Genomic DNA, 25,700 nt, shown 5'->3' on the forward strand with positions numbered 1-25,700 from the left:
CGCTATACAGCTGGCATATAAATTTTAAAGCTGCCGCTAAGCGCAAGCATGGCAAACAGATAGAGGCAGTTGTCGTAATAGCGTCGGTCGCCTGTATTACTCCCCTTATATTAAATTTTCACTGCATGGAAATGTCTGAGAAATTGACTTCACCAAAACTTTACCTTGTATCGTTCAGAGTTCCTACCCTATAAAGTTTATAGAGTACTGTAATTATTAAAGGTTTGGTCTTATGAAGGAAGCTTGAGAGCATGATTTTGCAGCAACAAAATGCTTGTAATAAAGAAATCAATATGATAGCATGAAAGCAATCGAATCATTAAACGTGAGGAAGCACCTCCTTTGCCGCAGGCAGAGGAGGTGCTTTTTGTTGTTTTCCGACATTCTCCCTAATTGTTCGGACGCTTTCCTTGCCTTCAACCGATTCGCGACCACATCTATTTATTGGAGGAATGAGAAACATGCAAATCGTATTTTTGAACACGTTCGAGAAGCTTGGAGAAGGCCAGCGCATTGATAGCGCGCAGCTATCTATCTGTGAGAATCAAGGCATTTGGGCAGTGCTGTGGGTGGAGCTGAATGAGGAGAGCGAAGATCCGATCACTTGGTTTGAAGGAACGTCATGGGAGGAAATGATTGTGGCATTCCGTCATGGCATTGCAAGGGTCATGGGGGAAGGGTACGCGCCTATTATCGATGGCATGCTGGACGATCGCCGTTCTACAACTGGCAGCTTCGTAACTATGCTTCAATGCTATGGCGAGCTTCATGCCAATCAAGAACTTTTTCAGAAGCTTCGTGAATGGCGGCGTACGAAAGCAATTGCTGAGAAGCGTTCGGCTTATCTTGTCGCTACTAATCGCATGTTGTGGATGATCAGCGCCTTTGTTCCGAAGACGGCAGATGAATTAGCACAAATTCCCGGTTGGGGAAGCGCCAAGCATGCATCCTATGGATTAGAAGTGCTGGAGATTACAAGTGAGGCTGACCGTGAAACGGAGTTTCCGCTGCAATGGGTAAGTGACAAATTAGATTCAATCGCCTATACGCAGTGGCTTTATAAGCAAAAGGAAACAAAATATAAATCTCAGATGGATCGCCAGCAGGCAAAAAAACATATTTTGACGGCGGTACAGCAGGGTGGATCGCTTGAACAGCTTGGCGTGGAGCTAGAACTGTCAAGGCGCGAATTAATGGATCGAATCGAGCAATTAGAACAAGAGGGTTACGATATGGAATCACTGATTACGCGGGAGCTCGTTGAGATGCCAGATGATGAGCAGCAGCTGGTATGGGATGCTCTCTCGCTGGTCGGCGATAAATATTTGAAGCCGGTATTGCAGCAAGTATATGGCACTTTGGAAGCTTCGCAATTGAATAAGCCTGTTGATGTCCTTTATGAGCGCTTGAGGCTCATAAGGCTGCGTTTTAGAAGAAGCCTGACAAGTAAGGCTGTATAGTTTTTTTAGAAAAAGAAAGACAGGAGAAGGCTCCTTCATTACTCAAGGAGCCTTCATAATTCCGATTTGGTCAGTCCAAACCGTGTCTGCAAAACGGATTGTAGTATTAAAGTCGCAATGAAGTCCAGTTTCATAGGAACGATTGTCTATAAGGGCGATGGCATCTTCTCGCAGGAGACGTACATGATAACGCTCCTCTTTTGTAAACTGCGGCTGCTCATAGGCTCTTAGCCAAATGAGGATAGCGCTTACAACCTCGGCCGCATCATCTAACGCTTGATTCCATAGCTGCCAAACGCTCTCATTGTGATAGGTGGCGCCGTCCACAGGATCAAGCCAAGGCTGCTCCTCTACATTTAATACGTCAAAGGGCATAACCCCTCTTTTATAAGTAAAAGGCTCGATTTGTCCAAATGTTAGTATTTTTCGTATGCCGGTCGGATCATGAAATAAACGCTGCGCGGCAGTGAAATCACGATTCGCTTGGTTCCAATCCTCACGTTTAATGAGCGGGGCCAGCTCTTCATAATAAAGGGCAGCTATCGACTCGAAAGCGTCCACTACGGTTGTTGGAAATGCTCCCTTCGTATCGATATGCTTCCAGACTGGAGTTTTCCACGTTTCAATTCCCCAAAGCTCACGCGCTATTATCGTATCCATCATAATTTCAAAACGTTGATGATCCCATTTGCGAAAGCCTGATTTGCTAAATACATAAGGATGAAGATTACGATCAAGAATGTGATGCAATACGAATCCCAGTGTGTATAGGATAGAAGAATCAGGACGTTTAGGGCAGGCGGGTCTGCCGACGACACTATCCAGCATTTCGACAAGTACCGGTCCGCAATTGCGGTTATGCATTTCCGTTCCTAAACGATTTAAGGCTATGCTGCGCTGCCAAGGGAAAAAACGATGATAGAACAAAAAGTCAGGTCCTTGGCATCCCATGTTAAATATATTTTTTTTCTCATCTGATTCAATTAGTGCGCATTCGCTAAGCCGCTCGAATACAAGTTGTCCAAAAATGAAGTGAGCCCATACGTTAGGCATAGAAGAGGACCTCCATTCCTATCAATATTCTACAGATTTCGTTTTAAAATATAGTTCTAAAGATACATATATTTTATTTATAGTATACTTGTCCTAGTGAATTAAGTATAATATAAATTAAACAAGACAAAGCGCGAATTTTGTCGAAAAGGAGCGTATCTTCATTATGAAGGCAGAGTACATTAACCCGTTTCTTGAATCTGCAAAAATCGTGATTGAGCAAGTCGTTCAAATACGTCCAGCGACTGGAGAACTAGGTCTCAAGGATATCAAGTTTGTAGAGAACTATATTTGGATTCAAATTGGGCTCAACGGACAGATGAACGGTGACATTGTATTCGGGCTTAGCGAAGAGGTAGCTATGAAAATGGTTTCTGCGATGATGGGCGGATACGTAATTTCTGAAATCGACGAAATCGTGAAGAGTGCTATTTCTGAGCTTGGCAATATGATTAGCGGAAATGCGAGTACGATGCTGTTTAATCAAGGGGTGAGAGTAGATATTACACCGCCGAAGGTTATCCAGTCTGCTCAATCAGCTGGCTTCACCGCACAAAAAGCGTTGACGATTCCACTGATAATGGAAGGCATTGGAGAACTCGACATCCAAGTTTTAATCGCATCTTAGCATAGAAATGGCTCCTTAGGGAGCTTTTTTTGCGTCTGCAATACCAATCAAGTAAAATTGTAAATGGGTGATGATGGATGTTAAGAGGCAAAGTGATTTTCATCTCCGGTGCATCAAGCGGAATCGGAGCGTTAATGGCTAAAATGCTGGCTGAGCGGGGGGCGATCCCAGTTTTGACTGGACGCAACATCTCGAAGCTAAAGGAGATTTCCGCTGCAATAAAGGGGAAAAGCTCGTTCTATCAGATGGACGTGACCGATAATGAACAGGTGAAGCGAACAGTAGAAGCTGTCATTGCGGAATATGGTAAAATAGATGTATTGCTGAACAACGCTGGCTACGGCAAATTCGAGAATTTTATGAGCATGAATGTGGAAAGCTTTGAGCAAATGATGGACACGAACTACCTAGGCATCGTACGCTGCACGAAGGCAGTTGTTCCTCATATGGTAAAGCAAGGAAGCGGACATATTGTAAACATAGCATCTTTAGCAGGCAAAATAGGCACTGCCAAATCAACCAGCTACACAGCCACAAAGCATGCTGTGCTTGGCTTTACTAATGCGCTTCGCATGGAGCTTCGGGAGCAGGGAATTCAGGTATCTGCGGTTAATCCAGGTCCAATAGATACGCCTTTTTTCTCGCTGGCTGATCCTTCCGGCTCTTACGTTAAAAATGTCAATTGGTTTATGATGAAGCCAGAATATGTAGTCAAAAAAATCATTCGTTTAATCGAGCGGAGAAAAGCCGAGCTTGACCTGCCGAAAACCGCAGCTTTTGGTATTAAACTATATCAAATGCTGCCGCGAACCATTGATCGGCTATTCGGCGGTATGTTAAATCGAAAATAAAGGTTTAAATGAGAGAGGATTAAAAATGAGTAAGCACACATGGTATGAAATAGGAATTAATGAACTGCTGTCGGATAAGCTCACAGCAAATGGAATTATTGAACCAACCGATGTACAGGCAAATACGATTCCAATACTGCTTGGAGGAAGCGACGTTTCAGCGAGGTCGCAGACGGGCACAGGTAAAACGCTTGCGTATTTGTTGCCGCTTCTTCAGAAGCTTAATTCGCATTCAAGCGCGATTCAAGCGATTATTTTGGCTCCAACACAGGAGCTTGCGATGCAAATTGTTCGTGTAGCAGAAGTGTACGCGGAGCCGCTGAACATTCGCGTTCAGCAATTGATTGGCGGAGCTGCATTAAAGCGGCAGGTAGAGAAATTGAAGCTGCGCCCGCAGCTGGTTATTGGTACACCAGGGCGAATTCACGAATTGCTTAAGCTGCGCAAGCTCAAGCTGAATGATGTGAAAAATGTTGTAGTTGATGAAGCGGATCAAGTATTTCAGCTCGGCTCGACAAAAGAGGTCGAGATCATTTTGCATAGTGTCGGTAAAGAACACCAAATTGCTTTTTTCTCCGCGACATATCCAGATCAAATGGCTCGTTTTGAAGGACGCTGGATGAAAAACCCGGAACGCATTCAGGTTACGCCGGAGCATACCGTATCACAAACGATCGATAATTACTTTATCGTTAGCGATAAGCGTGATAAAACCGATACGGCAAGAAGACTTGTTCGCTTGCTGAACCCGGCCTCTGCGCTGCTTTTCCTAAATGATACCGACAACATTTCCAACTGGGAATCGAAACTAAGCTATGAAGGCTTTACTGTTGAGGCTTTGTATGGGGATGCGGATAAACAGCGCCGTGCAGCAACATTGACACGTTTTCGCGAGGGTCGCTGCCAGCTGCTGCTAGCGACGGATGTTGCGGCTAGAGGCCTTGATATTGAAGGTCTGCCGCTCGTCATTCAGCTTGATCCTGCATCGGATGCGGATCACTATGTGCATCGTGCAGGACGCACGGGCCGTATGGGACGTCCTGGTACAGTCGTTTCCATTGTTACGCCGCAGGAGCTGTTTATTATGGAGAAATTCCGCAAGCAGCTGGGCATCGAATTGACAGAACGGACAATGTTCAGAGGAAAGCTTCTTAGCGAGGAAGAGCTGCGAGAAGCAACAAAACCGTTTGCGGCTCGTCATGAAGCAAAGCTTGCAGATCGCTCAGAAGCGTTGCAAACGAAGCGAGCTGCAGAGAATAAAAGTGCAGCTGCTGCTCCGAAACAAACGAAGCTTGTAGAGACGAAAGCAGTAACTGCTCCGCCGAAACCAAAGCCAGCAGCGAAGCCTGCTCCTAAGAAAGTGGAGCGAAAGCGCGAAGGTAAAAACAAAGGTGCTCCTAAGTGGCTGAAAGCTAAACGCGAGGCCGATAAGGAACAATCATAAAAATTTATTTTGAAAGCCACCCTCTTAAATCGATCTGCCTCTCCCGAAACGTATGGGCGAAGGTAAAAAATGCGGCAAAACCCGCAATCGAAAAAGGAGTGTGGCTTTCTTGATGAAACAAACAATGTGGAAAAAGACAGCAATTTCTTCGCTTGCGCTGCTGATGCTTGCGGGCGGTGCGACGTCAGCTTTTGCAGATGGCGGTAAAGGCAAAGGGCATGATGGCGATCGTAATGATGATAAAGGCCGTCATGAGGACAAGGATGACAAGTATGACAAGGACGATAAACATAAAGTAACATGGCAATTCCAAGATGAGGACGATCTGAAGTGGGCTATGGAATACATTATGCGGTTAGCGTCAAAGGGCGTATTTACTGGCTACGAGGATGGTACATTTAAGCCTAATCAGAAAATCAACCGTATTGAAACGTTGACTGCTGCTGTCAGATTGATGGGTCTTCGCTCACAAGCGGAATCAGCAGATAAAATGAAAACGGATTTGCAATTTAATGACGGGGATAAAATCGCAAAAAAATACCCTTGGGCTGTTGGTTACGTTGCAGTAGCGCTGGAGAACGATCTATTCTCTGAGACTGAATCGGAAGTGAAACCGGAAGCAAACGCGACAAGGCTATGGTCTACGATTCTTCTCGTAAAAGCGCTTAAACTGGAAGACGAAGCGAAGGCGCTCAATAATACGAAGCTTGACTTTAAGGATGCAAAAGAGATCCCTGCTGGATCAGTAGGTTATGTAGCTCTTGCTTTGAAGAAAGGCATTATTACCGGCTACAATGATAAGAATGGAAAAACGTTCCGTCCTAATCAACCAGTAACCCGTGCAGAGCTGGCAGCGCTTCTCGATCGTACAGATACGGAAATGCCTAATCATGATGCACAAGCCATTATAGGCAAGCTAAAAGCAGCTCCTGCTGATGGCAAGCTGACGGTTGTTAAAGGAGATAACACGGAGGTTTCACTAGCATTAGATTCGAATGTGTTTATTTTCAGAGATGATAAAAAATCGCCAGTGAGCTCACTCCGAGCAGGTGATGAGGTACTCGTTCGTACGTATCTCAATCGTATCGTATTTATTGAAGTAACGAAGTCGGCTCCTGTTAGTACAGCTTTCTCGGAGAACGGAATTATTAATACATTAACGTTCAACAATCAGGCGAAATTGACGACGGTTTCTCTCATTACTCGATATGAAAACTCACAGGCAGTTGTCACAACATTCAGCATTGATCCAAGTGTAGTCATCACAGGTGACTCCTCGCAGCTGAAGGTTGGTCAATATGTACAAGTAAAAGGCGACAATGGCACAGTTAAATCAATTGAAGTGAAATAAGGTTTAAATAAGAGAAGGGCTGTCCTGAAAGTAGATTTTTCTACTTTTGGAACAGCCCTTTTTCCATTGCTCAACAATCAATATAATAGCTTACGAATCCAGCAGCGCTTAGTTTTCTGCATAATAAGCACGAAACAGTTCGTTAGAAATAGAGCTTGATTTCAATTGCGATATCGAACTATAATAAATGTAAATTTCAGGTAGGTGCAACTGGCGTAAACGTGGATGACCACGAGGGAGCACCTATTTCATATGTCGTGCGCCTGGGCAAAGTATTTGATCGATGATCAAATGCTTTTTTTATTTTCAGATAAAATAAAAAGGTTGAGGTGAGTATGTTGCAGTCCTATGAAGATCAGTTATTTAATAATCCGTATCCTGGTAGAACAATAATCGTGGGGATGAGCCCGTCAGGAAAACATTTTGTTCAAGTGTATTGGATAATGGGCAGAAGCGCGAACAGTCGCAACCGAATCTTTGAGCGCAATGAGCAGTTTGTAAGAAACATAGCATATGATGCGGCAAAAATGGAAGACCCTTCATTGATTATTTATGATCCGATAAAGAGTATGAATGGGATGCATATCATTTCCAATGGAGATCAGACTGAAACCATCTATGAAGCTTATGGCAAAAGTGCAACGTTTGAAGATGCATTAAAAAGCAGAAAGTTTGAACCGGATGCTCCCCATTATACACCGCGTATTTCCGGTATTATTGATACTGAATCAGCTTTGTACAGCTTGTCCATTTTGAAAACAAGGCAAAACGATCCGTCATTTTGCATCCGTCATTTCTTTCATTACGACTCTTTTACAAAAGGGATAGGTCATTGCATTCACACTTATAAAGGTGAAGAAAATGGTATTTTGAGATCTTTTGAAGGTGAACCGCTGGAGGTTCCTTTATTTGATTCAATGGATGAAACGGCTCAATTTTACTGGAGCAGCATAAACGCAGATCATAAAATTTCATTGCTTGTGAAGTTTATTCATACCGATGATCGTAAGGTGGAATTTAAAATAATAAATAAAAATCAGACGTTTTAGTGTCTCTATAATTAATTCCGACAAAAACGATGGGAAAAATTTAAATAATCGTTGACAGGGTCGTTTTTGAGGAATAATATAGGAATATATTCAAAGTGAGTTGAAAAACCATTTTGTAGGATGACAAAAGAAGATAATCTACTGGACCACCAGAGATTCAATAGGAGCGCAGTTCTGCGCCTTGTTGGGTCTCCTTTTTTTATCCAAAAAAACAAAAAAGCTCAAAGAGCGAAGCGAAAGGGATGTTTACAATCATGAAAAAACTAACACTAACATTAATTTCTGCAACAGTAGCCTTCTCAGCTCTAACCTATGTTGTCGTATCTGCCAAACAGGCGCAAGGTGCGCCTGCGGTGAAGGACAACGCTGCAATTGTTACCGAAGCAAAAGAAGAGAATCAATCCAAAATCATTACCGTTTCTGACACAGAGAAAAAATCAGAAGTAAACACAGCTGCAGCAGAAGGCGAAAAACAACCGCAAGCAAAAACGGCGGACACGATAGAGGCTAATAAACCTGAAGCAGAAAAAGAAGATGCGAAACAAGAAGATAAATCCAAAGTTACTCTTGCTGTAGATAAGAAGGAAGAGGCGCCTGCAGCTAAAGCGGCAGCAGCAAAGGAAGAGCCTGCGGCTAAAGCAAATACATCGGTTGAAAAAACAGCGACTCAGCCGAAAGAGACTGCCCAGCCTAAAGCAGCAACGACGGTGAAAGAAGAAAGCCAGCCTAAAGCTGCAGCCGTTGTAAAAGAAGAGCCAAAAGCAGCAGCACCTGCTGCGAAAGAAGAAACACAATCGAAACCAGCAGAGCCAGCTGCAAAAGAAGAAAAGAAGCCATCTAAATCGGTCTCATTTGTGAAAAAAGATACGGTACAGCCGAAAGCACCATCATCCTCAGAGGCTCCTTCTTCTTCCTCTTCATCATCATCTTCGTCTTCCGAAGGTCAACAGCCAGCACCATCGACGACGGAAGAAGAAATCTGCTAGAAACAAGAAATACGTATTCATGAATTATGAAATGGGGGTGGCCATAAGAGGCAGATCAGCCTCTTATGACCGGCTCCCTGCACGAGATCTTGAAGCGACTAGTGGAGAATACATATTTCACACTTGGCACATCGACAAAATTTGATGAAAACGAGGAATGAACATGAAATTACAATTTAATACATCCAAAAGATGGTTAGCTCTTATATTGGCTGCATTATTAATTTTGCCAGCTGCCAATATCGTTAATGCCAATCCAGCTTCGGAAACTCTAGTAAATAGCGGCGCCAGCCATTATAACTATTTTAATAATGTGTATGATCATTTGGATGATGAGAACCATATTCTTCAAACGGTAACGTATGAAGATATTATTAATCTCTTTGACAGCGAAGGCACATATGTTGTGTTGTTTGGCGGAGCTTGGAGCGATAAAACACAAGCGAATATTGGCTTTATTAATCAGGTGGCAAAGCAATATGGTGTAAAAACCATCTATAACTTTGATACAAGGTTAGATGGCAAATCACTAGAGATTGCTGAAACGCAAACGAAAGAAATCAAAGTTGGCAACAACACTTTTGATTTTGCAGAAGCGTATGTCGAGCTGGTCAGAAAATATTTAACGAACCTCGATGAAGTACTTCCAGCAGGAGATATCGTTAGCTATACGAAAAAAGACAGCAAGGGCGCAGTAATTTCAGAAGGCTCAGCGAAAAAAATTGAAGCACCATTCCTGTTTGTGTATAACAAAAAGAAAATTGTTTCCTCTTTGGCTTCAACAAATGTGTGGAGCGATTACTTAACTAATGGCGTTTTGGACGCGAGCAAAGTAGATGCTTACAAAGCAAAAGTGAGTCAAGTATTTGAAGGAATCACTTCATTTGATACGATTAACCGTTCGAATTCCATCAAAGCAGCTTTCAATAGAAACGGATCAATCATTAACAAAAAAGAAACGGTTATTTTTGACGAATCGGACGGAGAGCTCGTATTTGAACATGTAACCTATCACCAATTGACGAAGATTCTCGAGAGCGAAGGGAATTATACGATCTTGTTCGGCGGCTCTTGGTGCCCGAATACACAAGCAGCCATTAAGTTTGTTAACGAATATGCGAAAAAAAATAACATTGATAAAGTTTATTTTTGGGACACCAAGCTGGATTCGGGAATTTCGATCCTGGATCTTTATAAAGACCCGAACGCTGACCCCCATAACGGAACATTCTTTCAAACAAGAGATACGAATCATCCTTACGCCAATCTGTATGTAGATTTGATTAACAAATATTTGCCTGATATTAAAACACAATACGTAAAAACAAAAGACAATGTAAAGTATACGAATGAGAACGGCGTTGAAGTAATCGCAAGCAAAGCGCAAGTTCCATACCTCTTTCAATATAACAAAGACAACAAGGATGTTGATGGCAACAGAGCTCCAATTCTTGGGCATATTGAATTGATGTATTCTTGGACCAATATTCAACCTGATTATGTAAGCAGCGGCGGACTTGGTGTGAATTACAAAAATTATACAAATGCTTTGAACAGCCTATTTGCAAGAGTTGAGGCCAAACCTACAGGGCTGACAGCGGTTAAACCAACCTCATCCGATGAAAATGATGGTCAAATTACAGGAACGAAAGGCAAAGCGCTTGAATACAAGCTTGAAAATGAAACGGATTACAAGGCTGTAACTGGTGATGCAATAACTAACTTAGTGCCAGGTACTTACAATGTTAGATATGCATCCAAGCTTGGATACAATGGTCCTCATACAGCAGGAATTCCCGCAGCTGTTTCGTACAAAGCGGGCGAAGCTGTAAACGTAGTGGTGCCATCCTTTATTCAAGACCAAGCTGCACCAACAGGGCTGGCAGGTGTTGCACCAACGACATCAGCTAACAATGACGGTAAAATTACTGGAACGACGACAGCGCTTGAATACAAGCTGTCTAATTCGTTATCCGATTATATTCGTGCAACAGAACCGTCTGTTACAGATCTTGTTTACGGTACTTATGATGTTCGTTACGCGGCAAAAGAAGGATATCGCCCAAGCCCTAAAGTAGAGGTTGTTATTCCGGCTTACGGCGAGGAAGCGCAAGAAGCGCCGACTGGCTTAACAGGCGTATCACCGACAACGATTGCTAATAACGATGGACAAATTACAGGAACGACTGCAGCTCTAGAATACAGATTAGATGGAACGGATGTTTATCAAGCAGCAACAGAACCAGCGATCACTGGTCTCGCAGCAGGCACCTACAATATCAGATTTGCAGCTAAACCTGGATTCAGTGCAAGCCCAGCAATTGATATCGTTATCAAAGCGTTTGCTCTACAAGAGCAGTCGGAACCATCAGGCTTGACGGGTGTAGCTCCTACCTCTTCAGCTAATAATGATGGACAAATTACAGGAACAACGACAGCACTTGAATACAAGCTGTCAGGAGCTGAGTCCTATCAAGCGGCAACAGCGCCATCTATTACTGGCTTATCATCTGGAACTTACAACGTGAGGTTTGCGGCTAAGGAAGGCTATAATGCCGGCGCAGTGCTAGATGTCATTGTACCTAATTATGTATCCCCTCCAAGTGGTGGAAACAATGGCCCAAATCCAACGCCTACACCTACACCTCCAGCAGGTGGAGACGATGATGGTACAGCACCAACAGTAACGATAACAGCAACAACCGATGCTGCGACAGGAGCAACCGTAGCGAAAGCAACCGCAGCTTCTATTACAAGCTTAGTTGAGCTTGCTAAGAAAGCGGAAGCAGCAGGCAAAACCTCTGTCGTCGAGCTTAAGGTTGAAGCAACAGCTCAAACTAAATCTGTAGAGCTGAGCATTCCAAGAAAATCGTTTAATGAAGTAGCTTCAAGCACAAATGCGGGTGTGAAGGCCAATCTTGGCGTTGGCACTGTCGTTTTTAACGCAAAAGCAATTGAAAGCATCAGCAATTCGGCTGAAGCGGGTGACATCAGCATTATTATTACGAAAGTAGAGCTAACTGACGAAGGCAAGGAGGCTTTGGGTGACAGACCGGTATATGATTTCTCCGTATTCGCAGGAACTACCCAGCTTACAAGCTTTGGCGGCAGCAATGTGCAAGTTAGTGTGCCTTATTCTTTAAAAGCCGGAGAAGATCCAAATGCTGTAGTGGTCTACTATGTAACGGATGCCGGCAGCTTGGAAACGATCCGCGGGAAATACAACGCGGGTACAGGAACGGTAAACTTTGTTACGACACATTTCTCCCAGTACATTGTAGGATACAATAAAGTAAGCTTTAAAGATGTATCGGATGCAGCTTGGTATAAGGATGCCGTTTTATTCCTTGCGGCAAGAAGCATTACAACAGGTACAGACGAGGACCATTACAGCCCGAATGCGACAGTGACGAGAGGTCAATTCATCGTCTTGTTATTGAAAGCATACGGCATCGAGCCTAATGAGAAAGAGACAGCTAATTTTGATGATGCAGGGAATACCTACTATACGAATTACTTGGGAGCTGCTAAGCGCCTGGGTATTACGAAAGGTGTAGAAGGCAATACGTTTGACCCTAATAGCAAAATTACACGTCAAGATCTATTTACGCTTTTGTATCGTGCACTTGAAGTGTTTGGTGAATTGCCTAAAGCAGAGACAAATGTTGCGGTGTCCAGCTTCAGTGATTCCGCTCAAATCGCGAGCTATGCAACCGACGCTTTCAAGGTGCTAGTTGAGGGCGGCATCATTACGGGGAACAATTCAAAGCTGAGCCCTAAAGATGTTTCTACGAGAGCTCAAGTGGCACAAGTGCTTTATAATCTGCTTTCAAAGTAATACGATATGAAGGCAAATCATAGTGTTTAAAGAATGGGCGGCCAATGGCTGCCCATTTTTTTTCGTTTTCGTGCATGCTCCTTGCTTTTGTACACAAATCATTGCTTTCTTTGATATTAGTCCGATAATTCGGTATGCTGTTTACTAGATAAACTAATTTACATAGTTGAAGGTGATAGGATGGATTCTATTTTACAGGTGAATGGTTTAATCGGCGGTTACAGCCCACGAAGACCAGTACTGCATGATATCTCCTTTGAGGTAAAAGCGGGCGAGATGGTAGGATTAATCGGTCTGAATGGCGCTGGAAAAAGCACAACCATTAAGCATATTTTAGGTTTAATGAAGCCGCAGGCGGGGGAAGTAAAGGTTGATGGCGTTACGCTGGAGGAAGAAACGGAGCGTTACAGAAGCGCATTTGCTTATGTGCCGGAGACGCCGGTTCTATTTGATGAGCTGACCGTTGAAGAGCACTTGCGCTTAACGGGGATGGCCTATAGCGTAAAGGACAAGCAGTATGGTGATCGTGAGGACGAGCTGCTGAAGCAGTTCCAGATGACGCCAAAGCGTAAAGCCTTTGCAGCCCACTTATCCAAAGGCATGAAACAAAAGGTCATGATTATGAACGCGCTGCTCGCTGAGCCGCCGCTGTACATCATCGATGAGCCTTTTCTAGGGCTTGACCCGCTTGGCATTCGTTCCTTGCTGGAGCGGCTGGTTGAAGTAAAACAAAAGGGAGCAGCCATCCTTATGAGCTCGCATATCCTCTCAACTGTGGAAGCATATTGCGATCGTTTTATCGTCATGCACCACGGCAAAATCGTTGCGATCGGCAAGCTCGATGATATTAGACAAGCAGCAGGCATGGACATGCGCAGCGGTTCTCTGGAGGATGCCTTCTATAAGCTCGTTACTGGGGGCAATGTTTGATGAGCAATATTAGCAAGCTGGAGCTGATGTGGCAGCAAAGAGCAAAGGCATTCCGCGGGGAAACGCTGCCTTATTTTCGGTATATGGGGCAAAGCGGCTTCCCAGCTTTTATGTCTTTAATCTTGATCTCCTCCACGATTGGATACATAAATTTAATTCGACATATGCCAGCCAGCTTTCCCTTTGCGACTGTTGGTGTGATTGCATTAACGTTAGTGTTGTGTTGGAGTCCGCTTCGTACGTGGCTTGCGGCCGGAGACGTCGTCTTTATGATGCCGCGTGAGGCAGAGATGGCCGGTTATTTACGCTTATCGTTCCGTCATACTTCAATTGCTTGTTCGATACTAGCTGCCATTGTGTTTCTTCTCTATTTGCCGATCTATAACCAAGGCCCAGCCATTAACGGCGCATTGCTGCTTGCACTCGTGGCTGCCGCTCTGAAGGCGGGCAATGTATGGGGAGCATGGAAAGAGCGCCGAATGACTTGGGCTGGCATGCGACGTCTCATGCGTGTGCTGCGCTGGGCAATGACAGCATTGACGCTGGCTGCTTGGCTTACTTGTACCGCTTGGCAGGCTTCGGGGTTTACGCTGCTCATCGGTATATTGTCTATGCTGCTTTATCGTCTTCCAACAAAACATCCTTTTCCTTGGGAGAGGCTGATTGAAGAGGAAGCAAGGACACGCAAACGGTATTATGTTTTTTTTGGATTGTTTATCGATGTGCCTACACTCCCATCGAGTATCGCAAGAAGATCTTATTTAAGCTGGATTCTGCGTACGATACCGTATTCGAATCACAATACATTCGTATATCTCTATACGGCATCCATGCTTAGAACCGAGATGGGCGGAATTATACTAAGGCTGCTTATTCTCGGCTGCCTCATCACCTATTGGTTTGCTGAGGCCGTATCGCTATCTGGTTATGGCTGTGTTCTCGTATTTTTTATTTTTATGGGACTCATTGCAGTTCAATTAGGCGGCTTGCGTCATATCCATCGTTATTCGGTTTGGAAGCATGTGTACCCATTGCCGGAAAAACAGCGAATCGAGCAATATTTGAAAATCGATCGTTTGGCGATGGTGCTATGCACGCTGCTGCTGTGGCTGTTTGTTGCTTTGCCGCTGGCTTTGGCGGGCGGCGTTTACATCCCTTCGCTCATAGCTATTGTACTTGCCGCCATGTATATTGGCATTCGTCCAGCGCGTTTGCGCAAGAAGCTTGCGAAAGATGAGGATGAAGACTAAGCAGGGAAGACGGAATACAAAAAAGAACCCCTGAGAGAAGCATTCGTAAAGAAATGCTGACTCAGGGGTTCATTGCAATTATTCGCGAATGAAGTGCGAGTGTTTATTATACTTTTTGCGCAATCAAATCGTTAACCGCTTTGAAAATCGTATCGAACAGCTCTTCAAGATTTTCTTCCTCGATGCAAGAGAATGCAACGCGAAGATCTGTTTCACCTAGAGCAATCGTACCGATTCCGTATTGGTTCAACAGATGTGCACGTACGGACTCAGCTGTAACGCCGCTTAGTGTTAGACACATAAAGTAGCCGGAGTTGAATGGGTAATAGCCCCATACATCGCCATAACGGCCGCTGTCGAGCAACGATTTTACGCGATTGGCGCGGCGTTTCATAATATCGTATTTCTCCGCTTTTTGAGCTTCGAATTCAGGTGAAGTCAAAGCGCGCAATACGAATGTTTGTGATGGATGCGGGCCGCTGGAAATCGTGGCACGAATGATACCAATTGTTTTTTGCTCCAACGCATTCAAAGTAGCCGCAGAAGTTGAACCATACGTAATGAAGCCTACGCGGAAGCCCCATACGTACTCTTCTTTGGTCGCACCGTCAACTTTAACGGCAAGCACGCGCGGATGCAGATCAGCAAGCTTGGAGAACAGTGATTCTTGCATGGAATCTTCGAAAAATAAACCAAAATAAGCATCGTCTGTTACAACAACTACATTGATGCCAGCTTCCGCTGCGTCGTGAATGGCAGCAATGATTTCATCGCCTTCCTGTGGACCAGGCGTGTAGCCAGTAGGGTTGTTTGGAAAGTTCAGCACAACGATGGCTTTCCCTTTGTCCTTCTGAGCCAGCAAGGCTTCGCGAAGGCCAGCGCTGTTGAAGCGAGTTTGGTCGTTATACAGCGGGTATTCTACAATTTCAGCACCGCGGCGGATTCCGAATGTCAATTCGTAGTTTTCCCAGTTTTTATTAGGGATGATTACAGCGTCACCCGCATTAGCGAATAGGTCAGCTACGATGCTAAGACCGTGGGTCAATGCATTTGTAACGACTGGCGTACCAAAGCCCTTTGTTTCAAGGGAAGGGTTGTCTTTGATCATTTTTGTACGCCAAGCAGCACGAAGCTCAGGCTTTCCTGCAGGAGGCGCATATTCATATATATCTTTCGGATTGTAAGCAGAGAGGGTATCTTGGATGACCTTTAGGTGCATCGGTTGTCCGCCTTCTGTTGCAATTCCAATAGTAGCATTAAATTTAGTTGCTTTCGTTTTCGCTTCGGCGGACTGACTGAGAATGCCCTCCTTCGGGAAATAAATCGCTTTGCCTAAGTCTGACAACATCGCATAAACGTTAGGGCTTTCTGCTTGTAACGTCTCGTTTAATTGCTGAGCAAGTGGGTTCATGGACTTTATTCCATCCTTCCGAAATCATTCATTTGAATTTAGTATAATTAGGCGTTAGCCGTTTATTCTTGTCGGGTGCTATTATAACATTTTTTTTGAGATGGAAACCATTCACAAAGCAAATTTTTTCGTAACTCATGTGGCTTGCGCAATAGTTTCTCCCTGTTGTATGATGACGGCATAGATTTGTACAGGAGGTTTCCTTATGCTGCACATTTCGCCTAATTCGTTCATCCTGTTACCTGCGTTTGCCAAAATCGTATGTGAGCCGGGTTGGAGATGGGCTAGACGCGAGAAGCCGATGGCCAATTTTGATTTATTTTATGTTTGGAGCGGAGAAGGGGAAGTTGAAGTCAACGGTACTCACTATGAGGTTGGTCCGGGAAGCTGCTTCTTGTTTCGTCCGGGCGACTACACAAGCTCCACTCATAACCCGCAGCGTCCGCTCGTATTATCCTATATTCACTTTGCCATTAATGAAACGATAGATGCTGTGCCGAGTCGGTATAGGCAATTGAATGACACGGTCGACTTTGAATATATGCTCTCACGTTATGTAAGGCTGTTTCTTGTAAAAACGTATGCAGCGGAAGAGGAGGCGCAGCTTGTTCTTAAGCAGCTGATGATTCATTTGCTTAGAGAGGACAAGCAGCTGCCAGTTGAGAAGAAGGCAAGCAATCAATTGACGGAGGCCATTCATGAGGTGGCAAACTTTGTTCGGCAAAATCCAAGCATTGCGCACCGTGTAGAGGATCTAGCGATGCGGGCGCAGCTGTCGCCCCGATATTTTTCAATGAAATTCAAAGAGCTGATCGGCATGTCGGTGCAAACCTACATGATTCGCACGAGAATTGAACGGGCGCAGCATTTGCTCATGCACGCCGGGATGAATGTGACCGAGGTAGCAGATGCACTGGGCTATCGGGATATCTTTTTTTTCAGCAGGCAGTTTAAGCAATATACGGGGCGAAGCCCCTCGGAGATCAGATAGGCTAATAAACGAAAAGCCCCGAATTCACTCATCGCTGAGAAATTCGGGGTTTTTCGTTTTGAGCTAAGTCTGCTTCAGTTAGTTTTCGTGGAGCGATCCGAGCTTCTCACCCATACGCACCTTAGATCCAAGCATGTCGTTGTCACGCGGAGTAAAGGTTCCATCTTCAAGCAGCAGCACTACAGTAGAACCGAATTCAAAGTAGGCGAGTTCTTCACCCTTGAACATTTCTTCCTTAAGGGGCTGTACGTACTGAATGCTGCTTACGTTCATTGCGCCAACTTTGACAACGGCCGTTTCCCCTGCATGATGCTGCATATAGGTAATCAGCCGCTCGTTGCGGCTAAGCACTCTGCGCATATGGCGAAGACCAAAGTCATTAACCGGATAAACTTTTCCTTCAATATGCTCACGCTCTACAACACGACCGCTGACTGGCGTATGTATACGATGGTAATCGGTTGGGCTCAAATAAAGAACGAAATAATAGCCGTTCATATAATTGGAAGTTCGCGGAGACCGATTAAGAAGCTCCTCAATCGTATAGTCCTGCCCCTTTACGTTAACAATCGTGCCGCTGCTTATTGGCCCAGCTCCGGTTATGAGAGCATCAACAGGACTGACAAGCGAGTCCTCATCTGCATGCACATCACGCAGACCGGGTTTTAATCGCCGTGTAAAAAACTCGTTTAACGTTTTATATTGGGCTAGAGGTTTCTCAGCTTCCTCAGTTTTAATGCCATATGTCGCAGCAAAACGGGAAATAAATCGACGGCTGGCAGCCGATTGAGCGAATTTTCCGGTTATGCGAGATATCCATTTGCGCGAGCTTAATTCTGTCATGGAACGAAGCAGCCATTTTATCATACGTGAACCGTCACGTCCTTTCCTGCAAGGAGGCTTTCGTCCTCACACACATCAAACAGTGTGACATATCCGGTTCTATTTTTCAATATGCAACTGCTTTCCTTTCCTTGCCTGAAACCAAATAACAATGGCAGCAATCATTAAGATACCAGCAGCGATGCTGGCTGATAGACTAACCTCGGGCTGCTGATCCTGCTTTACGGCAATAGCAATAAACGACCAAACAAACACAAGAACAAAGGTAGAGTCCACAAACCTAAAACCGATGACAACAGCAAGCAAACTGGCTGCAATCAATAAAATAATGGTCCAAGCAGCATCAGATAAACCAAAGCCATTCCACTCGGCAGCGTACAAAACGACAGCTGCATTTACAATAGAAGCTACGCAGATCCAACCTAAGTAAATGCTGAAAGGCAGCCGTACAAGCCATTGTTCCATAGGAGCAGGAGGCTGCTTATCCTTTCGAATTGCGCTATAAATAACGATTAGCGAGACCAGCAGAGCGAACATAATGAATACGCTGCTGGTTAGTTTCTCATAGTGCCACAGGAGAATCCAAGCGACGTTGACCAGGCAGCTTATGATGAACCATGGGCCGATGTTTTGCACATTTTTGCTTTTGACTGCACGTGGCTTGAACTGATAAATGACGAAACCAATCAGCAGCAAATAAATAATAGACCAAATGGAGAAGGCATATGGCGCAGGAGTGATAAGCACAGGGTACTTGGCGGATATTTCTCCAGTCGTTTTCCCATTGATAGGAAGCCACTGCGCAAGTCCATTAACTGCAAGCACGGCGGCGAGACCGGCAGCATTTAACCAGGGAATAAGATTTTTCATACAGCATTCCTCCAAAATGTTACTTTTATTGGACTTCTTTATCATATGTAAACAAGCTTGGTCGCTTTTATTCGCAATATTCACATTCCATCCAAAAATGTAAGGTTTAAGTGTGCAGCAAATGACCGAACCTATCACAAGAGGTGATGGCAAATGATGATATTAATTGGTGCGGCATTAGCTGTTGGCGCCGTTCTCATGGGCTGGTTGAGTCGAATGAGTGCCACAGTCAGTCGCGTTTTGGATGGGCTTGCAGTTACGGCCATCTTTTTATTTTTTGTAACCGCAGCGGATGCCATAACACAGACTCTCATGGATGATACGGTGTTTATGACGGAAGTGCATCGTGTACTCGAAAATTTCGTTTTTTTAATAAGCGGCGCTTATCTTGGCCCTTATGCGCTGGCAAGAATAGCGCTGCAGTCTTCCGCTATGCATAGGCGAAATTGACAATAGAATCTCTGTAGTTGATGAAGCAAGTGATGAACGGTTAACCTTGATCAAGCCTTGCGATCATTTCCTATATTCCGTTATGATAAGAGCAGACTTTGAAGGAGGTTTCAACTATGAGCGTACATAAGCTGCGAAAGCCTGAGGCTGTCATATTTGATATGGATGGAACGTTGTTTGAAACGGATAAATTGCTGGTGCCTGTTCACCACCGCGTTTTTGAGACGCTAAGGGAAGAAGGGCTTTACGAGCATGAAACGCCGCCTGTAGAACGGCTGCTAAGCTGCTTAGGCATGCTGCTGGAGGATATTTGGCGGAAGGTTATGCCAGATAGTACAGAGGCTGCTCGGAAGCGGGCTGATGTCTTGCTGCTTCAGTACGAGCGCGAAGGCTTGGAAAGAGGCGAAGGCGAGCTGTACCCATTTGTCGAGAAAACGCTGCGTGAGCTGCATTCACGTGGGATTAAGCTGTTTGTAGCCAGCAATGGGCTTGAGGAATATGTGAAGGGCGTTGCTGAATTCAAAGGCATTGCGCCTCTATTTGACGGCTTATACAGTGCGGGAGAATATGAGACTTCAACCAAAGTCGACTTAGTTGCTCGCCTGCTTAAGGATCACAATATCCAATCGGCTTGGATGGTAGGAGACCGCTCTTCGGATGTGGAAGCGGGCAAAGGCAACGGTCTTCAAACGATCGGCTGTGCGTATGCTACATATGGTCGTGCTTCAGAAATTGAGGGAGCGGATGTGCTGATTAACGATTTCCGCGAGCTCCTGCCTTTATTGGAACAATAATAAGCAGCTTGAATATAGTGCGTTGCAAAAAAAACACCTGTCAGGGAGGCCGGGAGATGGCGCCGCCCTAACAGGTGTTTTTTTTGCTATGGATTTCAAATGCTCAGCCGCATCACAGCTCCTTATCAGAAATGAAGTTCTCATCCACACGGGTATCTGATACGGCAGCCTGCTTCTCTTTACCTTTCCTTCGCTTCTTCTGGTTATAAAGCCAGATGGCATATTCCAGAGGTCTAATAATCGCATTGCGATAAACCTCTTTCTCTCCGGCCTGTGCAAATACTTCCCTAGCTGGCTTCGGATTTACTTCCAGCAGCCAGATCCCGCCTTTTCGATCAATTGCCAAATCGAGAGCAAGCTCACAAAGTCTGCCGTAATTTTGCTCTAAGTAAGCGGCAATGCCGACCCCAAGCTTCTCTGTCTCTTCCTTAACCTGCGCGACCTTCGCATCATCGCGAAGCCATTCCTTGAGCAAGCTGCTCATCGTAGCAGCATTGCCGCCGCCGTGTAAATTAGAGGTAATGCTGCCGGATGCCCCGATTCTTCCAGCGCATCCGGTAACTTCCCAATTGCCTTCTCCGTTTTTTTGAACAAGCATCCGATAATCGTGCACACGTCCGCTAGCAAGCTTTATTTGAATGCCCTGCTGGGCGATGTAGCGATTGCCTTTTAAATTCCAAGGAGCCAAATAACTGTTTAAACCTGCAGTGGAAATATATTGCGGTCGTATAATTTTCCTTGATTGATCCCGGCCTTGTATGTGAAGCTGACCATCCTTGCGCCGCTCGATTCGCAAAATTCCTCTGCCGCCGGTTCCATTAATCGGTTTGAGATACACAAGCGGATGTTTTCGGATCATATCGGTAATATCTTGATTATCGGTGACATACTTCGTGGCAGGCAGATAGCTTTTATATCGAGAATCTTTCGAGAGGATGCGATGGATGGTCCATTTGTTGCGAAGCGGGCGATTAAGGAACGTAAGATGTCCATAGCGTTCACGAAACTTTTTGAGCTGGTCAAAGCGGTAGGTACGTTGGATTCGGCATCGATCATAAATCATATTTGGAAACGAGGTCCACCTTCGTGACCATGTTTGTGTGTCAAGATTGTAGAACTGCGCGTGAATTTTGTTGTTAATATAATTGACGTCCTTTGGCGTAAACACGAAGACGCTTAGTCCCAGCTTTCGTCCAGCGGAAGTCATTTTCTGATAGATGGAACGTTCCTCCAGATGTCCGGCTTCATTGAGATATAGAGTCAGAATGCCTAGGACGGGCTGTTTCATTCGTGGTTCCCCTTTCAAAGCGAAGCGTCGGTTTGCCTGTTGGACCTCTATGCATGGAAACGGCTGTCATGCCTAAACGAAAACATAAAGCCATGCTTGCCGTATTGTCCGTTGCTACATTGCAAGTGAGTTTCCCTAAACGTTGAATCATGGCTTGAACGAGTGAACTGCCAATCCCGAGGCTTCGAGCTTCGGGATGAACGACGACCATGCACGCAGACTCGCCGCCGTCCTCTGCAAAACCGAAGCCGACGACGCGGTTGCCCTGCTTAGCAACAGCAGCAACCGCGCCGCATGGACGGCTCACTCCATCTTCTAGCAATGAAGGTTCAAGCTTTCGGAGCGCATGAATAGTCGAAACTGCAAGCCGCTTATCTCCGAAGCGAATGGCAAAGCCAATGAGTCTTTTTTGTTCCGCTAACCATGCTTCGGGTGTAAGCAGCTCTAGATCCACGTTATGCGCCTCCTGCTTTTTCTAATTTTGTTCTAGCTAAATAAGCTCCATAATGAAATACGCGCTCTAACGATTTTTGACGAATATGAGGCTCGTCGAATTTCATAGGCTTAGAATTAGCTTCGAAAAACCACATATTCCCTACGCTGTCCACGCCTAAATCCAACGACATTTCGCCGAGCTGCTGGCCTGAGGCGCGTTCAATCTGCTTAGCGATAAGAACGGCCGCATTTTTTGCTTTTATAAGCAGTTTACGCGCCTGCTCTTCATTAAATGAATTTATGAGCAGCTTCTCAGGGTCTTCAATCATACCGCCGCGAGGAACATGGGTCGTAATGCTGGATGCGCCTGCAATTCGGGCACCTATTCCAGTAATATCCCATTGCCCTCGTTGGTTTTTTTGAACAAGCGCTCGCAGGTCAAATCTTCGGTCCTGGAAGGAGGCGAGCTTGATGCCTTGTTGAGCGATATAAGCCTCATTGCCGCTTTGTTTCTGAATACGACTCCAAAGTTTATGAAGGGTGGAGCAGTTGTAAGTCGTACTCTTTTTGTTTTCTTGTATTCTTAATCGATAAGGAAGCTGCTTCTCAGCATGAACCTTGATCGTCATTATGCCTTTTCCTGCTTTTCCGCTTTCCGGCTTTAAATAAAGATAGGAATGTTTTCGCATCATCCGTTCCAGGCTCGTAACCGAAACGAGTTTTCGTGTTAATGGGATATAAGGTTTGGTCAGTTTGGACAAACGAAGCCATTCAAATAAATCCCATTTGTTGAAAAAAGCCGGATTAAACAGCGTGACTCGCGGATGCTTGCGGCAGGCGTTGATCTTTTGCCTTACAGCCGGTTGGATCTCATCTTCGCGCAGCGGAATCCGGTTGTATATCACGTCGGGAAAGGGCAGCAATCTTTGCTGCCAGCTGTCCTCAGCTTCATTGAAGACATATCCCTTTAAGCTGCTTCTGGTCAGAAGCAGGTTTTTTACGGTGAGGACATAAACGATGAAACCCATCGATTGACCCGTTCTAATCAAATCGACAAAATTACTTCGATTGCCCCGAAAGAGCTGGAGATCATCATCGATCGTCAAAATGGCCAATACGGTTCGGCCGGCACGCTGCTCTCTAACGTCTGCTTCATCGGGAAGTAAGCTATCCATCAGCTGTTACCTCCCTCATCTTTGAAGCGGCTGAGATATAAGCAATGCTCTAAGATATAAGTGAGCGAAGCGCGGCCTTCAGAGCGAAGCGCCGGATGCTTGAAGATTGATCGTCCGGGCTTGGCGTTCGCTTCGAACATCCACACTTCTCCATCCTTATCGATGCCGAGATCCAGTCCCAGCTCACCGAGTCTATGAGGGTAGTTGCGTTCGATCGCTTCTGATAGTTTAATCGCAGCCAGCTTTGCTTTCTCAAGAACAGCATCTGCTTGCGTGCCGAATGTTTTGCCAAGCGCTTGCTCAGGCGTCATGAGCGAGCCGCCGTTTTTCACATGCGTCGTTACACTTCCACGGCCTGCTTTTTTGGCTCCGATTCCAGCAGGAACCCACTCGTTGCTGCCGTTCTTATGCATGTGAAAGCGGAAATCGAGCGGGCAGCTGTCGATCTCAACTAAGCGAATGCCTTGCTGAACGACATAATGATTCAAGCTGCTGCCATGCTTCGCCTGAAGCATCCGCATTAAGCTGCTGAATTGCGTGAATCGAAGCAGCACATTTTGGCTGCCCTTGCGATAGCGGGCGAAATACCCGCGCTTCGGGTGATAGGTCAATCGGTAGATTCCTACTCCAAGGCTGCCTGCCGTAGGTTTGTAATATAGAAATTGATGTTTCTCCAGCATTTCCTTAATTTTTTCGGAAGATGGACCAGAGACCGATTCAGGCAAATGAGTCAGCGCTTCAGGATCATTATCAAGCAGCTTGTAGACATCGGCCTTGTTGAAGAAGCTCCAATTAAAAAATGGGATTTTGCGGCGCACGAAGCGTTCGCGCAGTGAATTAATGGATGCAGATGTCTCCGCTTTGCGGCTCGGAAGACGATTGTACACGACGTCCGGGAGCGGAACGATTTTGCGATACCAGCCGCCCTGTGGGTTAAGGAAATAGCCATTGACCGTTTCTTGCTGCCAGTTGATGTCGCTTGGTGTAAAGCCGAAAAGGTAAGCTTTATGTTCACCTGTTTTAATGACTTGCTTGATAAATCCGGTACGCGGACCAAAAGGATTGCTCTCAGAGCGTGTCGAATTGTCGCTCAGTATGCCGACCAGCGGTCCGAGCTGAACCTCATTATCGCCTGAATTAAGCACGTAAACGTTGCCTGACTTCGGCACTTTAATCGATTGACGGATGGCAGTTGATAAATACAGATGATTGCCCGGCCGCTTCAATGGCTTGATTTCAGCTACGATTACCTCTTTGCCCAGCTTGAGGTGAACCGATTTTTTGCCTGAGAGCTTGAGATGTTTGAGCAGTGGGCTGGATAAATAGACAATTTTATTCGATTGCTGTGAGAAATGTACGTTACAAGTTGTCAAACTCATCGATGAACCTCCTGAACGTTGAAAGGCCGTAATTGGTTGTCAGAACTTGAATGATGACGACGGCCATTTGCGAATTCATTGGCTACAAAGGACGGTGATAGTCGCCTAGACAGCATTCGTGCATATAGAAGCGGTCTTTCAATGGAAAGCCGCTCGGCCTCATGATCGCTTATGATTCCAAAGGAAGAGCGGCCAGGCTTCGAGTTTGCTTCGAGCAGCCATATTCGGCCGCTCTGATCAATGCCATAATCTAACCCGAGCTCGGCAAATCTGCCGAATTTGCTTTCCAGTCGTTCTGCCGTTTGCTTGCTTATTGTATGGATCATCTCTAGCAAACGTTCGGATTTTGACTCGCCAAATTTGGCTGACAGCAGCATTGCCGCCGGGACGGCGCCGCCCCCGCCATGAAGATTGGATGTTAAGGAGCCCGCTTGCCCTGTGCGCACAGCGACTCCCGAGATCGACCATCTGCTCTTCTCATCCTTTTGAATGAGCACTCGTAAATCAAATGGTTTGTTGTCATTGCCGCTAAGCTCCAAATAGGGCTGAATCAAATAGGAGGTTCCACTTATGAAACGATGAATCCATCGCTCAAAAGCTAAATCCTCCTTAAAGGAGACCGAGAAGGAATGGTTTCTTCGGTTTCGACCTTTTATGAGCAGTGATTGCTCAAACGGGCAGCGCTTCACAAGGATGATGCCTCTGCCTTGCATCCCTGAGGAAGGCTTAAGAATGATGCCTCCTCGGAAACGATCGGCGAGCTCAAGAAGCTGCTGTGTCGTTTGCATGGGAAGAGTAAGCGGCAAATGCCTGCTCAGCATACGGTCTTCTTTGAGTGCTTCATACACATCGAGCTTCCCAGGAAGTTTTCCGTTTAGAAGCTGGTAAGGCTTAACTTGAGCAAGGGAACTGAGCATGCGGCGGCAGTTTATTCGCTGATTGGCTTCAGTAAAGAAACAGCGGTCATAGATGATGTCAGGAAGTGGGACGGTCTGTTTAGCAAAATGCTCGTTCTCCAATCGATAGCCAACGAGAGACTCTGTATGCTGCTGAAAGTCTTCTGCAGTAACTACATAAACATCCATGCCAAGCTGCTCGCCGGCAATGCTGAGCGCACGATAGAAGGAAGGCTCTGGCATTACCGGAATCGATGCATGCTCTGAGGCATTAACGTTGATTGAGGCCACGAGAATGGCAAGTTTGACCTTTCGATTCTGCATAGAA

22 protein-coding genes and 1 riboswitch are annotated in these 25,700 nt (G+C 45.4%); of the genes, 13 read left to right on the forward strand and 9 right to left on the reverse strand.

Features of this window, described 5'->3' with window-relative positions; translation table 11 throughout:
• Positions 1–461: 461 nt before the first annotated feature.
• Positions 462–1,460, forward strand: a complete 999-nt coding sequence (locus AB4Z45_RS10010; protein WP_441909019.1) for an HRDC domain-containing protein — start codon at positions 462–464, stop codon at positions 1,458–1,460.
• A 42-nt stretch (positions 1,461–1,502) separates the two neighbouring features.
• On the opposite strand, the gene AB4Z45_RS10015 is transcribed toward AB4Z45_RS10010, so the two are convergent.
• On the reverse strand, positions 1,503–2,513 hold the full coding sequence (locus tag AB4Z45_RS10015) for a zinc dependent phospholipase C family protein (RefSeq protein ID WP_441909020.1): 1,011 nt from the start codon (positions 2,511–2,513) through the stop codon (positions 1,503–1,505).
• 166 nt (positions 2,514–2,679) lie between these two features.
• Here AB4Z45_RS10015 and AB4Z45_RS10020 point away from each other — a divergent pair, with 166 nt between their 5' ends.
• The 9 genes from AB4Z45_RS10020 (at position 2,680) to AB4Z45_RS10060 (ending at position 14,840) form a co-directional block, all read left to right on the forward strand.
• Positions 2,680–3,141, forward strand: a complete 462-nt coding sequence (locus AB4Z45_RS10020) for a chemotaxis protein CheX (protein WP_054028542.1) — start codon at positions 2,680–2,682, stop codon at positions 3,139–3,141.
• Positions 3,142–3,218: 77 nt separating this feature from the next.
• A complete protein-coding gene (locus AB4Z45_RS10025; protein ID WP_441909022.1) occupies positions 3,219–3,992 on the forward strand; it encodes an SDR family NAD(P)-dependent oxidoreductase in 774 nt (257 codons plus the stop codon).
• A gap of 25 nt (positions 3,993–4,017) precedes the next feature.
• Positions 4,018–5,436 (forward strand): DEAD/DEAH box helicase, encoded by a 1,419-nt coding sequence (locus AB4Z45_RS10030; protein ID WP_441878912.1) that lies wholly within the window; start codon positions 4,018–4,020, stop codon positions 5,434–5,436.
• A gap of 112 nt (positions 5,437–5,548) precedes the next feature.
• Positions 5,549–6,787, forward strand: coding sequence for an S-layer homology domain-containing protein (locus tag AB4Z45_RS10035; protein ID WP_441909102.1), 1,239 nt, complete (start codon positions 5,549–5,551; stop codon positions 6,785–6,787).
• A 196-nt stretch (positions 6,788–6,983) separates the two neighbouring features.
• Positions 6,984–7,063, forward strand: a riboswitch (ZMP/ZTP riboswitch).
• A 59-nt stretch (positions 7,064–7,122) separates the two neighbouring features.
• Positions 7,123–7,836 (forward strand): IMP cyclohydrolase, encoded by a 714-nt coding sequence (locus AB4Z45_RS10040; protein ID WP_441909024.1) that lies wholly within the window; start codon positions 7,123–7,125, stop codon positions 7,834–7,836.
• Positions 7,837–8,090: 254 nt separating this feature from the next.
• Positions 8,091–8,822, forward strand: coding sequence for a hypothetical protein (locus tag AB4Z45_RS10045; protein ID WP_441909025.1), 732 nt, complete (start codon positions 8,091–8,093; stop codon positions 8,820–8,822).
• Positions 8,823–8,985: 163 nt separating this feature from the next.
• Positions 8,986–12,660 carry an S-layer homology domain-containing protein gene (locus AB4Z45_RS10050; protein WP_441909027.1) on the forward strand — a complete coding sequence of 1,225 codons (3,675 nt, stop codon included), beginning with the start codon at positions 8,986–8,988 and terminating at the stop codon, positions 12,658–12,660.
• A 180-nt stretch (positions 12,661–12,840) separates the two neighbouring features.
• A complete protein-coding gene (locus AB4Z45_RS10055) occupies positions 12,841–13,590 on the forward strand; it encodes an ABC transporter ATP-binding protein (RefSeq protein ID WP_441909028.1) in 750 nt (249 codons plus the stop codon).
• Entirely contained in the window at positions 13,590–14,840 is a 1,251-nt protein-coding gene (locus tag AB4Z45_RS10060; RefSeq protein ID WP_441909030.1) for an ABC transporter permease, read from the forward strand. The genes AB4Z45_RS10055 and AB4Z45_RS10060 overlap by 1 nt, the downstream gene beginning before the upstream one ends.
• A 106-nt stretch (positions 14,841–14,946) precedes the next feature.
• On the opposite strand, the gene AB4Z45_RS10065 is transcribed toward AB4Z45_RS10060, so the two are convergent.
• Positions 14,947–16,251 carry an aminotransferase class I/II-fold pyridoxal phosphate-dependent enzyme gene (locus AB4Z45_RS10065; RefSeq protein WP_441909032.1) on the reverse strand — a complete coding sequence of 435 codons (1,305 nt, stop codon included), beginning with the start codon at positions 16,249–16,251 and terminating at the stop codon, positions 14,947–14,949.
• Positions 16,252–16,456: 205 nt separating this feature from the next.
• Between AB4Z45_RS10065 and AB4Z45_RS10070 the strand changes: the two genes are divergently transcribed.
• Positions 16,457–17,242, forward strand: a complete 786-nt coding sequence (locus AB4Z45_RS10070) for a helix-turn-helix domain-containing protein (protein ID WP_076267819.1) — start codon at positions 16,457–16,459, stop codon at positions 17,240–17,242.
• 78 nt (positions 17,243–17,320) lie between these two features.
• Here the strand turns inward: AB4Z45_RS10070 and asd are convergent, their stop codons facing one another.
• Together asd and AB4Z45_RS10080 are read right to left on the reverse strand one after the other, a co-directional pair.
• A complete protein-coding gene (gene asd / locus AB4Z45_RS10075) occupies positions 17,321–18,109 on the reverse strand; it encodes an archaetidylserine decarboxylase (protein ID WP_076267818.1) in 789 nt (262 codons plus the stop codon).
• 75 nt (positions 18,110–18,184) lie between these two features.
• Positions 18,185–18,955 carry a tryptophan-rich sensory protein gene (locus tag AB4Z45_RS10080; RefSeq protein ID WP_441909033.1) on the reverse strand — a complete coding sequence of 257 codons (771 nt, stop codon included), beginning with the start codon at positions 18,953–18,955 and terminating at the stop codon, positions 18,185–18,187.
• A gap of 153 nt (positions 18,956–19,108) precedes the next feature.
• Here AB4Z45_RS10080 and AB4Z45_RS10085 point away from each other — a divergent pair, with 153 nt between their 5' ends.
• Positions 19,109–19,405 (forward strand): transposase, encoded by a 297-nt coding sequence (locus AB4Z45_RS10085; protein ID WP_441909034.1) that lies wholly within the window; start codon positions 19,109–19,111, stop codon positions 19,403–19,405.
• A gap of 116 nt (positions 19,406–19,521) precedes the next feature.
• The gene (locus AB4Z45_RS10090) at positions 19,522–20,199 is read left to right on the forward strand and encodes an HAD family hydrolase (RefSeq protein WP_441909036.1); all 678 of its coding nucleotides are present in this window, start codon (positions 19,522–19,524) and stop codon (positions 20,197–20,199) included.
• A 112-nt stretch (positions 20,200–20,311) separates the two neighbouring features.
• Here AB4Z45_RS10090 and AB4Z45_RS10095 read toward each other — a convergent pair whose 3' ends face one another.
• Genes AB4Z45_RS10095 through AB4Z45_RS10115 form a run of 5 tightly spaced genes read right to left on the reverse strand, consistent with a single transcriptional unit; the run spans position 20,312 to position 25,696 of the window.
• Entirely contained in the window at positions 20,312–21,487 is a 1,176-nt protein-coding gene (locus AB4Z45_RS10095) for a YheC/YheD family endospore coat-associated protein (protein WP_441909037.1), read from the reverse strand.
• On the reverse strand, positions 21,444–21,941 hold the full coding sequence (locus AB4Z45_RS10100) for a GNAT family N-acetyltransferase (protein ID WP_441909039.1): 498 nt from the start codon (positions 21,939–21,941) through the stop codon (positions 21,444–21,446). Before AB4Z45_RS10100 ends, AB4Z45_RS10095 begins: the two co-directional genes overlap by 44 nt.
• Before the next feature lies 1 nt (position 21,942).
• A complete protein-coding gene (locus tag AB4Z45_RS10105) occupies positions 21,943–23,097 on the reverse strand; it encodes a YheC/YheD family endospore coat-associated protein (protein WP_441909040.1) in 1,155 nt (384 codons plus the stop codon).
• Positions 23,097–24,476, reverse strand: a complete 1,380-nt coding sequence (locus tag AB4Z45_RS10110) for a YheC/YheD family endospore coat-associated protein (protein ID WP_441909041.1) — start codon at positions 24,474–24,476, stop codon at positions 23,097–23,099. Before AB4Z45_RS10110 ends, AB4Z45_RS10105 begins: the two co-directional genes overlap by 1 nt.
• Positions 24,473–25,696, reverse strand: coding sequence for a YheC/YheD family endospore coat-associated protein (locus tag AB4Z45_RS10115; RefSeq protein ID WP_441909042.1), 1,224 nt, complete (start codon positions 25,694–25,696; stop codon positions 24,473–24,475). The genes AB4Z45_RS10110 and AB4Z45_RS10115 overlap by 4 nt, the downstream gene beginning before the upstream one ends.
• Between the last annotated feature and the right edge of the window lie 4 nt (positions 25,697–25,700).

Origin of the sequence: Paenibacillus sp. MCAF9 (assembly GCF_052114265.1) — a bacterium.
Lineage (GTDB): Bacteria > Bacillota > Bacilli > Paenibacillales > Paenibacillaceae > Pristimantibacillus.